The sequence below is a fragment of the Massilia sp. MP_M2 genome (genome assembly GCF_039123635.1).
Lineage (GTDB): Bacteria > Pseudomonadota > Gammaproteobacteria > Burkholderiales > Burkholderiaceae_D > Telluria.
Map to the genome: position 1 here is coordinate 179,750 of NZ_JBCHJF010000001.1, position 14,152 is coordinate 193,901.

A 14,152-nucleotide genomic window follows, 5' to 3' on the forward strand; every position below is an offset into this window, starting at 1 on the left:
CCCATTCGGGCCGGCTTTCATTCCAGGCATACGTTAATCGCCCCTGGCAATACCTTCGCGGCGCGGATCGGCGCCACCAAACCACATCGGCACCCCTTTTACCACCACGCGCTCGATGCCATGCAGACCCGACGTCTGCTCGCTGACCCGGATCGCGTGGCCGCGTGCGCGCAGCACGTCGAGCGTGGCATCGGGGAAGCGGCCCCGTTCCAGCTCGGTCGGGCCATTGCGGCTGCCAAAGTTCGGCAGCGCGATCGCCTGCTGCATGTTCAGGTCCCAGTCGAGCGTACCGACCAGCACCTTGGCCACGTAATTGATGATCGCCGGGCCACCCGGCGAGCCGATCGCGAGCACCAGCCTGCCGCTGGCGCGGTCGAACACGATCGTCGGCGACATCGCGCTGCGCGGCCGCTTGTTGGCTTCGACGCGGTTGGCGACCGGGCCGTCGGCGTCGCGCGCGCTGAACGAGAAATCGGTCAGCTGATTATTCAGCATGAAACCATGAACCATCTGGCGCGAGCCGAACGCGTCTTCGATCGTCGTCGTCATGGCCAGGCCGGCGCCATTGCCGTCGACAACCGAGATATGCGAGGTCGATGGCGTCTCGATCGCGTTGTCGGTGCCCCATGCAACCTCCATCCCCGGCGGCGTGCCGGCTTTGGCCTGGCCCATCGAGCGCGCGCCCACCAGTCCAGCGCGCGCCGTGAGGTAGCCCTTGTCGATCAGGCTCGGGATGCCACGGCCCGGCAGCGGCACGAAGTCGGCGTCGGCCGCGTAGCGGTTGCGGTCGGCGTACGCGAGGCGCCCCACTTCCGAGAACACGTGCACCGCCTCGGCGCCCGGCACGCCGTCCTTCGGCGCGAGCGCCTTCATGTCGAAGGTCTCGAACATGCCCAGCATCTGCGCCACGGCGATCCCGCCCGACGATGGCGGCGGCATGCCGCACACGGTGTACGCCCGATAGTCACTACAGACGGGCGTGCGGACCTTGGGCCGGTAGTCGGCGATGTCCCTGGCCGTCAGCAGGCCCGGGTTGGTCGGGTGCGCCGCCACTTTGGCCGCGATAGCGCGCGCGAAGCGCCCCGTGTAGAACACGTCGGCACCACCGGCGGCGATCTCGCGCAGCGTGGCGGCCAGCGCCGGATTCTTCAGCACGTGGCCAACCGGCCACGGCTTGCCGGAAGCGTCATAGAAGTAGGCGGCGGCGACCGGGTCCTTGATCAGGAACGTCTCGCCGGCCAGCATCTTGTGCATGCGCGGGCTGACCTTGAAACCTCCCTCGGACAGGCGGATTGCCGGTGCGAACAGCGCCTTCCACGGCAGCTTGCCGTGCTGGCGGTGCGCCAGTTCGAGCATGCGCAGCACGCCCGGTGCGCCGACCGAGCGGCCGCCGACCACGCCTTCGGTGCGCGACAGCGGCGTGCCATCGGGCCGTTCGAACAGGTGCTCATCGGCTTTGGAAGGCGCTGTTTCACGGCCGTCGAACGCCTGGGTCTGCTTGCCGTCGTAGTGGACCATGAAGGCGCCGCCGCCGATGCCCGACGATTGCGGCTCGACCAGCGTCAGCACCAGTTGCGTGGCAATTGCCGCGTCGATCGCGGTCCCGCCCTGACGCAGGATCTGGTAGCCGGCCTCGACTGCAAGCGGGTTGGCGGCGGTGACCATGTATTTTTTGGCCTGCCAGCCATTTTTCTCGGTGTAGCCAGTCGCCGCTTCGGGCGCGGCCTGCAGTGAATCCTGGGCCCAGAGGGGCGTCGTCGTCGCGCCGGCGAGTGCCAGGGCGAGCGCAAGCTTGCTGAGTATCTTCAATCGGTTCTCCAAAATAGCAAACGGGCGCGTGACCATAGGCCAGGCGCCCGACATCGAAGACATGCTACAGCATCTTCGACATGCTTTCAGGACACGTCCCTGAAGAACTACTTTGGCTGCATGCGGATCGCACCGTCCAGGCGGATCGTCTCGCCATTGAGCATCACGTTTTCGATAATGGCGCGCGCGAGGTGCGCGAACTCGGTCGGCAGGCCCAGGCGCGGCGGGAACGGCACCATCTTGCCCAGCGAATCACGTACTTCCTGCGGCATGTTCATCAGCATCGGCGTCTCGAAAATGCCCGGGGCGATCGTCATCACGCGGATGCCGTTGCGCGACAGGTCGCGCGCCATCGGCAGCGTCAGGCCGGCCACGGCCGCCTTGGACGACGCGTACGCCGCCTGCCCCATCTGGCCATCAAACGCGGCGACCGACGCCGTGTTGATGATGATGCCGCGCTCGCCATGCTCGGCAGGTTCGGTTTTGCCCATTGCCTCGGCGGCCAGGCGCGCCATATTGAAGGTGCCCACCAGGTTGATGTTCACGGCGCGCTGGAACACGTCCAGCGGGTGCGCGCCATCTTTACCGACCGTCTTGACGGCCGGTGCGACGCCGGCGCAGTTGACCAGGCCGCGTAGCACGCCCAGCGCGACGGCCGCATCGACGACGGCCTGGGCATCGGCTTCCTGGGTCACGTCGCAGCGGACGAACTGGCCTTTCAACTCGTCGGCCAGTGCCTGGCCCGCCTCGGCCTGGACGTCGGCAATGACGACGGTTGCGCCATTGGCGGCGAGCATGCGCGCGGTGGCTGCGCCAAGGCCGGACGCGCCGCCCGTGACGATGAAGACGTTATCCTGGATATGCATGGTTGTCCCTTGTGAAAGTTCTTGTACCACTATTTTGCCCGGCTTTAACGTTTACGTAAACGTAAAGTGGGTGGATGGCGAACTTTCGGAACGAACGACGGTCTTGGTTCAGAAGCACTGCACCGTCGTACCGCTGCGGTTGCACAGGCGACCGGCGCTGTTCACGCTCGAGCTACCGACGGCGCCGGCAGTGGTCGCGCCTGTGGCATCGGTGCACGTTGCGCCAATGCACGGGCTAACCTGGCTGGTCGTTGGCACGACTGGCGTCGGCGCGCTCGTGGCTGGCGCCGTCGTGGCTGGCCCAGTCGTGGCCGGAGAAACAACAGTTGTCGCGTTCGGCGAAGCCAGTCGTCCTGCACTGTCGATCTGCTGCTGCACCGAGCGGCGCGCGACCGGCTGCACGCCCTGCTCCTGCTGCGTCTTTGGCGCTGGCGTTGGCTGTGGACGCACGTTCTGCGGCGCCGGATGCGTGGCCGGGTCAATATCCTTCAGGCGCGATGGCTCCTGGCGGCCCGTGGCTTTCTCTTCCTGGGTTTTCGGCTGCATGTCGATTGGCGCGGCCGGGGTCGCAGTTTGCTGGCCATCGAGGGATGGACGGTATGTCTCGCCCGTCGTCGGCTGTCCCTGGGTGGCGCCCGTCGTCTGGGCACTGGCGCCAGCGGCGGCGAGCGCCAGCAGCATGGCGAGGATGGCGTTGTTCTTGTTCATGGGAAGACCTCTCGGGGTTTGGACGGATAACTTATTATCGTCTTGCCAACCCACACACGGCGCACGGGAAACAATTGCTCACAATTGTAAGGCGTAACGATGATCGCAGGCCCCAAATGCATCGATCCCGCGCGGGCAGTGCCGGCGCGGGATCGAGGTCGGTGCTACTGAACGGACGACTTACTCGGCCAGGGCCGCAAACGCGTTGTCACGCACCTGCTCGACCGGGCCAACGCCCGTGATGCGACGGTATTTTGGCGCGCCTGGCAAACCCGACTCGGCCCACTTGCCGTAGTAGCCGAGCAGGACCTTGGTCTGGTTGTGATACACCTCGAGGCGCTTCGAGACGGTTTCGGCCTTGTCGTCGTCGCGCTGGATCAGCGGTTCACCAGTTGCGTCGTCGGTATCGGCGACTTTTGGCGGGTTGAACTTGACGTGGTACACGCGGCCCGACGCGGCGTGCGAGCGGCGACCGGTCATGCGTTCGAGGATCATGTCGTCCGGGACGTCGATCTCGAGGACGTAATCAATGTTCACGCCGCTGTCTTTCATCGCTTCGGCTTGCGCGATGGTGCGCGGGAAGCCGTCGAACAGATAGCCGTTCTGGCAGTCTGCGTCCTTCAGGCGCTCCTTGACCAGGCCGATAATGATGTCGTCCGACACAAGTTGGCCGGCATCCATCACTTTTTTGGCGGCCAGGCCCAGCTCAGTCCCGGCCTTGATCGCGGCGCGCAGCATGTCGCCGGTCGAGATTTGGGGAATGCCGAACTTTTCTTTGATGAAATTGGCCTGGGTGCCCTTGCCGGCACCGGGTGCTCCTAACAGAATGAGACGCATGAGTTTCCTGAGATTCTAGAAAATAGAGAAAAGTAAAATGGCGAATACGGTGATCTTTTTGATATTGCGCAGACTTCGTTGAGACGGAAGTTACCACAAAAGTTGGCGTAAAAGCCAGCCGTAAGCCGTTGCAGTGAGGATATTTGATCCTGCGCAGATGGCTTCGCTATCGCCTTGTGGCGTGCGTCAAGACGTGTAGTGCAGCCGCACCCGGGCCAGATCGTCGGGCGTGTCGACGCCCGCTGGCGGTGCGCTGTCCGTGATATGCACGGCGATCGGGACACCATGCCACAGCACGCGCAACTGCTCCAGGGCCTCGATCGATTCGAGTGGCGACACCGCCATGGCCGGGTAAGCCTGCAAGAACGCATTGCTGTAGGCATACAAGCCAATATGGCGCAGCGGTGCATAGCCAACTGGCAGCGACTCGAGCGTCTGGGCAAATGCATCGCGGTGCCACGGGATCGTGGCGCGCGAGAAATACAGTGCGCGCCCGTTCTTGTCGAGCACGACCTTGACCACGTTCGGGTTGAACACGTCGGCCGCATCGAGAATCGGATGCGCGCAGGTGGCCATCGGCACGTCGGCGCCGATGCGGGCGGCGCAGGCCGCCAGCAGGCGTGGGTCGATCAATGGTTCGTCGCCCTGCAGATTGACGACGACGTCGTCCGGTGCCAGGCCCAGCACCCGCGCCACTTCGGCGATGCGGTCGGTGCCGGACGGGTGATCAGCGCGCGTGAGCACGGCGCTGACACCATGCTCGGCGCAAGCGGCGGCAATGTCGGCATGGTCGGTCGCGACGATGATCCGGGTCGCGCCCGATTCACGGGCACGTTCGGCCACACGCACCACCATCGGCTTGCCGCCCAGGTCGGCCAGCGGCTTGTTCGGCAGGCGGGTCGACGCCAGGCGCGCCGGGATGATGACGGTGAAGTTCATGCCGGCCGGATCAGACAGGCTCGATCTTGCGCGCCTGGTCGGCCCACATGATCGGGATGCCGTCGCGGATCGGATAGGCGAGACGGTCGGCGCGGCAGGTCAGCTCCTGCGCCTTCTTGTCGAGTTCGAGCGGACCCTTGCACAACGGGCAGACCAGGATATCAAGCAGGCGAGCGTCCACGACATTTCTCCACGATTTGTTCAGCCAGCGCAGGGTCGAGCTGCGCCGTCACAGGCACGACCCACAAGCGCGGATCGTCCTTCAGATGTTCAAGTTGCCGACATTTTACTGCATCCTTCTCCGTGATCAGGATGATCTCGGCGTCCACGGCGGCAAACGGGTCGTCCAGGAAATCATGATGGTCGGGCAAGGGCAGTTCGCCGGGGGCCAGGCCGGCCGCGCGCAGCATCGAGAAGAAGCGTGCCGGATGACCGATGCCGGCGGCGGCGACGAGGCGTGTGGCGCGCAGATCAGCCAGCGGCACGCGCACCCCACCTTGCAACGGTTCGGCGTACTGGCCGGACAACAGCATGCGGTACGGGGCCCCGCCCACCGCCCGGGCCAACGCCGGCGTGATCTCGGGGACATTGACCACCGTGAAATCGCGGCGGCGCGACGACGGCTCGCGCAGCGGTCCGGCCGGCAGCAGCCAGCCATTGCCGACGCCGCGGCCGTCGAACAGAACGATCTCGATGTCACGCGCCAGCGCATAGTGCTGCAAGCCATCGTCGGTAATGAGGACATCGACGTCCGGGTGCGCCGCCAACAGCGCCCTGCCCGCCTCGGCGCGCTGGCGGCCGATGACGACCGGGCAGCCGGTGCGCTGGGCAATCAGGAGCGGCTCGTCGCCCACGGCGCGCGGATCGGACTCGCGCGTGACGGCGCGCGGTGCGCCATCCTGGCCAGCATCACCACCATGGCCGCGCGAGATGATGCCCGGCTGCATGCCGGCCGCGCGCAGGGCCTCTGCCAGCCAGATCGTCAGCGGGGTCTTGCCGGTGCCGCCAATAAAGATGTTGCCGACGACGATGACGGGTACGGGCAACCGCGCCGACTGCTTGAGGCCGGACTGGAACAGCCGGCGGCGCACGGCGGCCAGCGCCCCGAACAGCAGCGCCACCGGCAGCAGCGCGACGGCAAGCGGTCCGCGCCTTAGCCAGGCGCGGGTTAGTGTTGTTTCAAGGGAAGAAGCCATGCGGGAGAATGCCGGCCCGCTTGACACGGACCGGTGAGGTTACTTGCCGGTGCCGGTCTGGGCCGCGAAGGTCAGCTTGTCGTAGCCGGCCACGCGCGCGGCTTCCAGCACATTGATCACCATCTGGTGCATGGCAAACTGGTCGGCATTGACGATGACGACCGGGCTGGCCACCACTTGGCCGTCCGGCGTGCGCGCCGCCGTTTTCATGTCCTGCGCCAGGCCCGCCACGCTGGTGAACGTCACGGGCGTGTTGTTGACCGTGTAGTTGCCCTTGGCATCGACCGTGACATTGATCTCGAACGGCTTTTGCGCCTGCTTCTCGGCCTCGGCCGTCGGCAAGGTGATTTGCAGTTCGGTGAACTTGCTGTAGGTGGTCGAGACCATCAGGAAGATCAGGACCACCAGCAGCACGTCGATGAACGGGATCAGGTTGATCTCCGGATCCTCGCGCTTGCGGCCACGGCGAAAGTCCATCATTTGCGGGCACCATGGACGACGTCGACAAATTTCACGGCCTGCAGTTCCATATCGACGATATAGGTATCGACCAGGTTGCGGAAGTGACGGTAGGCAACCAGGGCCGGCATCGCGATGGCCAGGCCAAAACCGGTGTTGTACAGCGCCACCGAAATGCCGTGCGCCAGCTGGGCCGGGTTATTGCCGCCGGTCGGGGACGAGGCGCCGAAGATCTCGATCATGCCGACCACGGTACCGAACAGGCCCATCAGCGGCGCGAGCGAGGCGATGGTGCCGAGCGTGGTCAGGAAACGTTCGAGGTTCTGGGCCACACCGCGGCCGGCTTCCTCGATCGACTCCTTCATCACGTCGCGCGGGGCGTCGACGTTACGCAGCGCCGCAGCCAGCACGGTGCCCAGCGGCGAATTCTGTTCCAGCTTGCTGATCACGTCTGGCGTGGCCTTGCCGGTGTGATGCACACGGATGACTTCATCGAGCAGATTGCGGGGAAGGATTTTCTCGCGGCGCAGCGTGATCAGGCGTTCGACGATGAGGGCGACGGCAACGATCGACGCGAACAGCAGGAACCAGATAGGCCAGCCTGCGGCTTGAAAGATGGCGAGCAAGAGATACTCCTGAGAGGATAAAAGTCAATCCGGCAATGTAGCAAGTTGGCAGCGAAGCGGCAAGTAGAGTTCTGCACACCTTCTGTGGATAAAATTGTGCGCAAGGCGCGGGAGACGATACAAGTACGTTGATTTCAAAGAGGTTTCTGCGCCTGCGCAAGAAAATGGCAGTCTCATGACTCGGTGCGGGGATGAGGTTGACATCATGGCTTTTCGACAATACTGCGGCGAGCTCGTGTAGTTGCGAACACATTCTGTGGACAAAATTGTGCGCAAGGTCCATGAACAACACATAAGTCATTGATTTTATTGGAATTCATCGATGCGCCTGTTTTGGAGGCAGCATCTCGGTAAATTGTTCAGCGCACCCGGCTGTGTAGTTCCACACATATATTGTGGACAAAAGTGTGCGCAAGACGTCTTTTATGACACTAAGGCATTGATTTCAATCAGAAATAGCTCATCGCTTAAAATTTGAGCATATACCGTAATTTGCCAATAAAACGTGACAGGTTCGGCCTGGTTACCGCGTTTATTTGGCCGTCATGACGGTTGTTCACAGAATAGTCGTCCTGTGCACACTTTATGTGGATAAGAGTGTGAGGAAGCGTCAAGTTAGAGGCGCAAGTCACTGATTTAATTAGCTATTATTCGATCTGCAACAAAATCGGGCAACATGGTCCGACTCGATCCTGAAGATCTAGGTGACAACTTTTCACAAGCAATGCCGCCAGAGGACAACATGAAAGGTGTGCACAGATTCTGTGGACAACTTTGTGATCAAGCCTGTCGCAATGGCTCTAAGTCATTGTTTTGTAATATATCCGCGTCCCCTGCCCAATCGGCGCGCAGCGTCACGTCTCATACAAGAGTTCCCCACAGTTTATGTGGATAAACCGCTCTCGAAGGACATCACCAGCCCTTCAACCCATTGATTTCAAACATAATTCAATAGATTGCATTGAAAAGCAGCAATAATCAGCGTTTCGATGCCTGATTGTCATACGGTCCGAACGCCGCACCGGAGGCGGCTATAATCGCTGCTCTCCGATTTTTTTCGACCCACCATGCTCCCGACCAGCGACGCCGATTCCGTCTACGCTCCCCCCGCCGTTCTCAGCGTTACTGCGCTGAACCAGCAGGTGGCGCGCCTGCTCGAGCGTACGTTTCCACTGACCTGGATTGGCGGTGAAATTTCCAATTTCACGCGCGCGGCGTCGGGCCACTGGTATTTCACGCTCAAGGACGACGCAGCCCAGGTGCGCGCCGTGATGTTCCGTGGCCGCGCCCAGTCAGCCGGCTTCATCCCGCGCGAAGGCGACAAGGTCGAGGTCCGCGCCCTCGTGACGCTGTATGGCGCCCGGGGCGACTATCAGATCAATGTCGAAGCAATCCGGCGCGCCGGCGTCGGCCAGTTGTACGAAGCGTTCTTGCGGCTGAAGGAAAAGCTGGCCGCGCAGGGCATGTTCGATGCCGACCGCAAGCGAGCGCTGCCGCTGTTCCCGCGCAGCATCGGGATTGTCACCAGTCCGGGCGCTGCGGCGCTGCGCGACGTGCTCACCGCCCTGCGCCGGCGCGCGCCCCATGTGCGCGTGGTGCTCTACCCCACCCCGGTCCAGGGCCAGTTCGCTGCCGACAAGATTGCCGAGGCGATCATGACCGCATCACGCCGCGGCGAAGTCGATGTGCTGCTGGTCTGCCGTGGCGGCGGCTCGATCGAAGACCTGTGGAGTTTCAATGAAGAATGCGTGGCGCGTGCGATCGATGCCTGCGCCATTCCCGTGGTCTCGGGCGTGGGGCACGAAACCGACGTCACCATTGCCGACTTCGCGGCCGACGTGCGCGCCGCGACGCCAACTGCCGCCGCCGAACTGGCCGCCACGCCGCGCGCCGACTGGCTGGCGTCGCTGCATGGCGACGCCCTCGACCTGCAGCGCGCCATGGACCGCTGCCTGTCGGATGCCAGCCAGGGCCTGGATAACCTGAGCCGTCGCCTGTTGAGCCCGTCGGCCCAGATCGGCCACCAGCGCCTGAAATTGCTGGCACTGGCCACGGCCATGACGCACGCGGTCAAGCTGCCCCTGAATCGCCAGGGACTGGTGCTGGCGCAATTGCAGCAGCGGTGGAGCCGGCACCGGCCCGACATGCGTGCACTGCGGGCGCAACTGGCATCGGACGGGCGCCACCTGCACACCAGCCTGCGCAACAGCCTCAAGGGCCGCCGCGATGCCCTGATGGGACTGGCGGCACAGCTCGAACTGCTCAATCCGCAGCGCACGCTCGAGCGCGGTTACGCCATCGTGCGCGACGGCAAAGGCCAGATCGTGCGCGACCCGGCCCAGATCCATGCCCGTGACACACTGCATATCCGCCTGGCCGATGGCAGTGCCGAGGTCGGTGTGGCGCAGGTGCAGAACGTGCTTGAGTAAGAAATCCTGTCCAAATGCAAGGAGGATGCAGGCATGCAACATTGCCGCATCCGGTTTAGAATAGCGCCGCTATCAGAACAGCAACCTTTCCAACCCAACAAGGATTTATCATGGAATACACCCTGCCAGCACTGCCGTATGCCAAGGACGCCCTGCAACCGCACATCTCGGCCGAGACCCTGGAATATCACCACGGCAAGCATCACCAGACCTACGTGACCAACTTGAATAATCTGATCAAGGGCACCGAGTTCGAAGCGATGCCACTGGAAGAGATCGTCAAGAAGTCGTCGGGCGGCGTGTTCAACAATTCGGCGCAGGTCTGGAACCACACCTTCTTCTGGCACTGCATGACCCCGAACGGCAGCGCGCCGAGCGGCAAGGCACTGGACGCGATCAATGCAAAATGGGGTTCGGTCGAAAAGTTCAAGGAAGAATTCAACAAATCGGCGCTGGGCAACTTCGGTTCGGGCTGGACCTGGCTGGTGCAAAAGGCCGACGGCAGCGTCGACATCGTCAACACGTCGAACGCCGCCACGCCACTGACCACGACCGACAAGCCACTCTTGACGGCCGACGTCTGGGAGCACGCTTACTATATCGACTACCGCAATGCGCGCGCGAAGTTCCTGGAAGCGTTCTGGAATGTGGCCAACTGGGACTTCGTCAACCAGAACATGGCTTGAAGTCATTTGAATGGCTGACTGTCACGTGCTGTACGGCGTGACGCTCTGAAACGGCCCGCGCAAGCGGGCCGTTGGCTTGCCGGCGATTAGTCTCCCCCGCCGCCACCGCCGCCGCAACTGCCGCCGCCGCCATCGCCGCCATCGCTTGCGCCGCCGGGGCAGTCGGTGTCGACGCCACAGGCGCGCATCCCGTTATCGTTGCCACCATCACCGACGTAATAGGTGCCTGATCCGCTGTCCAGTCCCCGTTTCTCGCGCAGGGCTGCGGCATAGTCTGCCTGGCTGATCAGGTTCGCCAGCAGCAGCGCCCGCAGTGTCAGCTCGGGGTGCAGCCGTGCGCCCCCGGTCATCCTGCCGTTCGCATCCAGACGGCGATACACGATGTCATTGTCTTGCAGCGCGTAGCCATGACCATGTGGCATGCGCAACGTGGCATCGAGTCGAAATAACGCGGGCAAGCCCCGTACCCGCGAGCGCGCACTTTCATGTTCACGACAGCCAACGAGCACGCGCGGCAGTGCGAGCGCATCGAGCCTGGCGTGTGGAAGATGTTCGATCGGCTTGCCGAAGTGGCGGCGGCAGAAGTGATCCAGATTCACGGGATCCCATGCCATCCATGCGTGCCAGACCGAGTCGGCTGCCAGCGACGGCAACGCGCACGGCTCACGCCGGTCAGCGGCGACCTCGAAGAAGCGCATCAATCCGCTTACTGCATGCATGAAAAAGAGCTGGCTGCCTGGCATGCCGGGAAATTCCTTCCCGCTATTGCGCTGCCAGAACGGGAACAGACCAGGCGAAAGATCCTCCAATTGCGGACGATAGCTGGACTGCCGGATGTGCCGCAGCACGCGCACTTTGACGACCAGGTTCATGGTGTTTTCCAAAGGTGTCAGGACGTGGTTGGATGACCGGGATGTTCGACGACAGATCGATGTTAGTCAAGTCGGTGGATTTTTGCGTACGTCGGACTGCGGGCCAGGAAATTTCTCCCGAGGTGAGCTGTTGGCAACATCCGGGCAATTGGTGGGTACCTGGACCTTACCGGGCGCGCCTGTTAGCGCGCCCGGTTGTCGTCAAACTGTAATGACTTGTCTCGCTTCTCGCAGGATCTGCCATTCGGGCACACTGGCCGCTACAATGGCCGACCGAGGAGAAACTGCATGCACCGTGTAATGTTGGTGGAAGACGACGCGCGCCTGGCCGAGCTCGTTTCCGAATACCTGTCCAGTTACGAGTTCGCGGTTGACCTTGTCACCCGCGGCGACATCGCGCTCGAGCGCTTCAAGGAACTGGCGCCCGACGTCGTGATCCTCGACCTGATGCTGCCGGGCCTGGATGGCATGGTGGTGTGCCGCCAGATCCGCGAGCACTCGGACGTCCCGATCCTGATCCTGACCGCGCGCGAAGATTCGTACGATGAAGTGTCGGGGCTGGAGCAAGGCGCCGACGACTTCGTCAACAAGCCGGTCCAGCCGCGCGTGCTGCTGGCGCGCCTGCGCGCCCTGATGCGGCGCACCCAGGCCAAGTCGGGCATCGATTCGCGCATCCTGCAATTTGGCGCGCTGCGCATCGTCACGAGCGATCGCAGCGTGGTCTGGCGCGATCAGCCGTGCATCCTGTCCAATACCGAATACAAATTGCTGCTGGTTCTGGCCGAGGCCGCCGGGCGCGTGCTCTCGCGCGACGCCCTGCTCAAGAAGATGCGCGGGATCGAGTTCGATGGACTCGACCGCAGTATCGACAACTGCATCTCGAAACTGCGCCGCAAATTCGACGATGCCGACTCCGAAAAGATCAAGACGGTCTGGGGCGAGGGTTATCTGTTCTCGCCGTCGGCCTGGAATTGACGGCGCCCCCATAAAAACCCCTGCCACAGCAGTAATGCGGTTCAACTAAGACAGCTGGAGTTGACGGCGATGTGGCACGCAAGGCGGTCACGAGTCCGTTGGCGCTTATTCGAACACCGGCAAGATCGCCAGCGGCGCGTTGTATGTCACGAGCTGGGCCGCGTCTGTTGGCGCGAAGCGGTAGCTCACGACCGGGAAATCGTCATCGATGTCGCCGGCAAATGCGGGCGCGCGCGTGACCGGCAGGACGGTCTCGGCGCTGCCGGCCCGGACCCGGGCGCCGGCAGCGGGACTCGTCTTCGAAAATACCAGCCGCACGCCAACGCAGGTCTGGCTGCGCGCCGAGGCGTCGCCGTGGCGGGCATAGCCCAGCGCCTGCTCGCAGGCGGCGCGCAATTCGGTCGCGTCGTAAGCACCGTCGGCGCGCAGCGCCAGCGAGATGCGCGGACGCACCGTGAAGCCACCCAGGGGCCGGCTGGGTGCCAGTACGGCGTTCTCGTCGTAGGCGGCCTTGAGCAGCGGCAGCGTGGTACGGCCCAACGGATCGAGCGCCAGGCTGGTCTGCAGCGTGCGGCCCTTGATCAGCAGGCTCGCGCCGTCGTCCAGCATGCCCTTGGCGCGCGGACGCACCTGCAGCTGATTGTGCAGCAGATGCTTGGGCCCGCCATATTTGTCGAATACCACCATCGCGCGGTAGGCATCCCGGTAGCTCACCCATTCGTCGACACGCGCCTGCGCGACGGCAACGCCTGCCGTCAGCAGCAGGGTCACGCAGGCGGAAAGGTGTACGCGTTGCATCATCAGAAGCGGTAAGCGAAGGCGGTCGAAACCGTCACGTTGGTGGGCCGCTCGACGAGCGGGCTGTGGCGAATGGTGCCGATCAGGCGCGTCGCTTGGACATTGGTGGTGAGCATCCAAGACGGACCGAGCGCCCAGTTCCAGCGCGCGCCGACGTGCACATCCTTCAGGCCGCCCCCGGGCCGGTACACGGCATTGCCGCTGACCCAGGCCTCGTTCTCGCTCACGCCGAAATAACTCTGGTTGTAGTGGCGGTTGACCAGCGTGAGCCCGGCATTGAACGAAATCGCGTGCTGCGGCGCAATGGCCACGGCCAGACGCTGCACGCCCAGCGCCATGCGTGCACCGTCGCGCCCGCTGCCAGAGCCGATCAGCACACTGCTGGTGAGACGCCAGGCCGGGTTCAGGTAATAGTTCAGGAAGGCGCCGCCTTCGACGCGGGCATCCACGTCCGGCATGCCGGCCAGGGGGTTATCGCGCCGCATGCGCGCCGCCAGCGGCAGCATGGTCGCCACGCCAACGCCATCGACGATGCCACCAGAGCCGGACTCGTCGCGGCTGGCGTGCAGGGATACCAATGGCCCATACTCAAACGTGGGATCGGTCGACAGATGCATCCCGGCGCTCATGCCGGACATGAACACACCATTGCTCCACTGTACCTGCAGCACCGGCAAGACCGATGTCTTCGTGTTTGCCGCGCCTTCATAGCGTGCCTGCGACACCGCGCCCAGCCCCACATACATATCGTGGCTGCCGTCGGGCATCGGGTTGGTGGCCGGCGTCTGCGCGCTCGCAGCACCACTTGCTGCAGCGAGGGCCAGGGCGAAGAACTGTTTCATCGTGATGGCGTTCCGGGAGTTCGTATGCTGATATTTTACGTCGAGCAAGCTTCGCTCTCCCAATCACATGGTGACAACGCAGACGCTTTCGGTCTGGTACAACTAAAAAA

At 63.4% G+C, this 14,152-nt stretch carries 15 protein-coding genes; 3 read left to right on the forward strand and 12 right to left on the reverse strand.

Annotated features, from left to right (window positions below):
- Nucleotides 1–33: 33 nt before the first annotated feature.
- The 9 genes from ggt to RCH14_RS00840 all read right to left on the reverse strand — a co-directional run bounded on the left by ggt (nucleotide 34) and on the right by RCH14_RS00840 (nucleotide 7,440).
- Nucleotides 34–1,845, reverse strand: coding sequence for a gamma-glutamyltransferase (gene ggt / locus RCH14_RS00800; RefSeq protein ID WP_343025015.1), 1,812 nt, complete (start codon nucleotides 1,843–1,845; stop codon nucleotides 34–36).
- A gap of 71 nt (nucleotides 1,846–1,916) precedes the next feature.
- The gene (locus RCH14_RS00805; protein WP_343024268.1) at nucleotides 1,917–2,675 is read right to left on the reverse strand and encodes a 3-hydroxyacyl-CoA dehydrogenase; all 759 of its coding nucleotides are present in this window, start codon (nucleotides 2,673–2,675) and stop codon (nucleotides 1,917–1,919) included.
- A 108-nt stretch (nucleotides 2,676–2,783) separates the two neighbouring features.
- Nucleotides 2,784–3,383, reverse strand: a complete 600-nt coding sequence (locus RCH14_RS00810) for a hypothetical protein (protein ID WP_343024269.1) — start codon at nucleotides 3,381–3,383, stop codon at nucleotides 2,784–2,786.
- A 180-nt stretch (nucleotides 3,384–3,563) separates the two neighbouring features.
- On the reverse strand, nucleotides 3,564–4,220 hold the full coding sequence (gene adk / locus RCH14_RS00815) for an adenylate kinase (protein WP_343024270.1): 657 nt from the start codon (nucleotides 4,218–4,220) through the stop codon (nucleotides 3,564–3,566).
- A 186-nt stretch (nucleotides 4,221–4,406) separates the two neighbouring features.
- The gene (gene kdsB / locus RCH14_RS00820; RefSeq protein ID WP_343024271.1) at nucleotides 4,407–5,159 is read right to left on the reverse strand and encodes a 3-deoxy-manno-octulosonate cytidylyltransferase; all 753 of its coding nucleotides are present in this window, start codon (nucleotides 5,157–5,159) and stop codon (nucleotides 4,407–4,409) included.
- A 10-nt stretch (nucleotides 5,160–5,169) separates the two neighbouring features.
- Nucleotides 5,170–5,340 carry a Trm112 family protein gene (locus tag RCH14_RS00825; RefSeq protein WP_183550164.1) on the reverse strand — a complete coding sequence of 57 codons (171 nt, stop codon included), beginning with the start codon at nucleotides 5,338–5,340 and terminating at the stop codon, nucleotides 5,170–5,172.
- Complete coding sequence (gene lpxK / locus RCH14_RS00830) at nucleotides 5,321–6,355, reverse strand: tetraacyldisaccharide 4'-kinase (RefSeq protein WP_343024272.1); 1,035 nt, start codon at nucleotides 6,353–6,355, stop codon at nucleotides 5,321–5,323. The genes RCH14_RS00825 and lpxK overlap by 20 nt, the downstream gene beginning before the upstream one ends.
- Before the next feature lie 39 nt (nucleotides 6,356–6,394).
- Nucleotides 6,395–6,832: a biopolymer transporter ExbD gene (locus RCH14_RS00835; protein WP_343025016.1), complete on the reverse strand. Its 438-nt coding sequence runs from the start codon at nucleotides 6,830–6,832 to the stop codon at nucleotides 6,395–6,397.
- Nucleotides 6,832–7,440 (reverse strand): MotA/TolQ/ExbB proton channel family protein, encoded by a 609-nt coding sequence (locus tag RCH14_RS00840; RefSeq protein WP_343024273.1) that lies wholly within the window; start codon nucleotides 7,438–7,440, stop codon nucleotides 6,832–6,834. The genes RCH14_RS00835 and RCH14_RS00840 overlap by 1 nt, the downstream gene beginning before the upstream one ends.
- A 1,067-nt stretch (nucleotides 7,441–8,507) precedes the next feature.
- On the opposite strand from RCH14_RS00840, the gene xseA reads away from it, so the two are divergent.
- Nucleotides 8,508–9,869, forward strand: a complete 1,362-nt coding sequence (gene xseA, locus RCH14_RS00845) for an exodeoxyribonuclease VII large subunit (RefSeq protein WP_343024274.1) — start codon at nucleotides 8,508–8,510, stop codon at nucleotides 9,867–9,869.
- A 110-nt stretch (nucleotides 9,870–9,979) separates the two neighbouring features.
- The gene (locus RCH14_RS00850) at nucleotides 9,980–10,555 is read left to right on the forward strand and encodes a Fe-Mn family superoxide dismutase (RefSeq protein WP_343024275.1); all 576 of its coding nucleotides are present in this window, start codon (nucleotides 9,980–9,982) and stop codon (nucleotides 10,553–10,555) included.
- An 86-nt stretch (nucleotides 10,556–10,641) separates the two neighbouring features.
- On the opposite strand, the gene RCH14_RS00855 is transcribed toward RCH14_RS00850, so the two are convergent.
- The gene (locus RCH14_RS00855; RefSeq protein WP_343024276.1) at nucleotides 10,642–11,427 is read right to left on the reverse strand and encodes a hypothetical protein; all 786 of its coding nucleotides are present in this window, start codon (nucleotides 11,425–11,427) and stop codon (nucleotides 10,642–10,644) included.
- A 288-nt stretch (nucleotides 11,428–11,715) separates the two neighbouring features.
- On the opposite strand from RCH14_RS00855, the gene RCH14_RS00860 reads away from it, so the two are divergent.
- Nucleotides 11,716–12,402: a response regulator transcription factor gene (locus RCH14_RS00860; RefSeq protein WP_343024277.1), complete on the forward strand. Its 687-nt coding sequence runs from the start codon at nucleotides 11,716–11,718 to the stop codon at nucleotides 12,400–12,402.
- Nucleotides 12,403–12,507: 105 nt separating this feature from the next.
- Here RCH14_RS00860 and RCH14_RS00865 read toward each other — a convergent pair whose 3' ends face one another.
- Nucleotides 12,508–13,203 carry a hypothetical protein gene (locus tag RCH14_RS00865; RefSeq protein WP_343024278.1) on the reverse strand — a complete coding sequence of 232 codons (696 nt, stop codon included), beginning with the start codon at nucleotides 13,201–13,203 and terminating at the stop codon, nucleotides 12,508–12,510.
- The gene (locus RCH14_RS00870; RefSeq protein ID WP_343024279.1) at nucleotides 13,203–14,042 is read right to left on the reverse strand and encodes a MipA/OmpV family protein; all 840 of its coding nucleotides are present in this window, start codon (nucleotides 14,040–14,042) and stop codon (nucleotides 13,203–13,205) included. Before RCH14_RS00870 ends, RCH14_RS00865 begins: the two co-directional genes overlap by 1 nt.
- Nucleotides 14,043–14,152: the final 110 nt, after the last annotated feature.

Bases quoted from the DNA above. Each gene is read 5' to 3' on its own strand.
- ggt (WP_343025015.1), bottom strand. From the start codon at position 1,845: ATGGTCACGCGCCCGTTTGCTATTTTGGAGAACCGATTGAAGATACTC.
- RCH14_RS00805 (WP_343024268.1), bottom strand. From the start codon at position 2,675: ATGCATATCCAGGATAACGTCTTCATCGTCACGGGCGGCGCGTCCGGC.
- RCH14_RS00810 (WP_343024269.1), bottom strand. From the start codon at position 3,383: ATGAACAAGAACAACGCCATCCTCGCCATGCTGCTGGCGCTCGCCGCC.
- adk (WP_343024270.1), bottom strand. From the start codon at position 4,220: ATGCGTCTCATTCTGTTAGGAGCACCCGGTGCCGGCAAGGGCACCCAG.
- kdsB (WP_343024271.1), bottom strand. From the start codon at position 5,159: ATGAACTTCACCGTCATCATCCCGGCGCGCCTGGCGTCGACCCGCCTG.
- lpxK (WP_343024272.1), bottom strand. From the start codon at position 6,355: ATGGCTTCTTCCCTTGAAACAACACTAACCCGCGCCTGGCTAAGGCGC.
- RCH14_RS00835 (WP_343025016.1), bottom strand. From the start codon at position 6,832: ATGGACTTTCGCCGTGGCCGCAAGCGCGAGGATCCGGAGATCAACCTG.
- xseA (WP_343024274.1), top strand. From the start codon at position 8,508: ATGCTCCCGACCAGCGACGCCGATTCCGTCTACGCTCCCCCCGCCGTT.
- RCH14_RS00850 (WP_343024275.1), top strand. From the start codon at position 9,980: ATGGAATACACCCTGCCAGCACTGCCGTATGCCAAGGACGCCCTGCAA.
- RCH14_RS00855 (WP_343024276.1), bottom strand. From the start codon at position 11,427: ATGAACCTGGTCGTCAAAGTGCGCGTGCTGCGGCACATCCGGCAGTCC.
- RCH14_RS00860 (WP_343024277.1), top strand. From the start codon at position 11,716: ATGCACCGTGTAATGTTGGTGGAAGACGACGCGCGCCTGGCCGAGCTC.
- RCH14_RS00865 (WP_343024278.1), bottom strand. From the start codon at position 13,203: ATGATGCAACGCGTACACCTTTCCGCCTGCGTGACCCTGCTGCTGACG.
- RCH14_RS00870 (WP_343024279.1), bottom strand. From the start codon at position 14,042: ATGAAACAGTTCTTCGCCCTGGCCCTCGCTGCAGCAAGTGGTGCTGCG.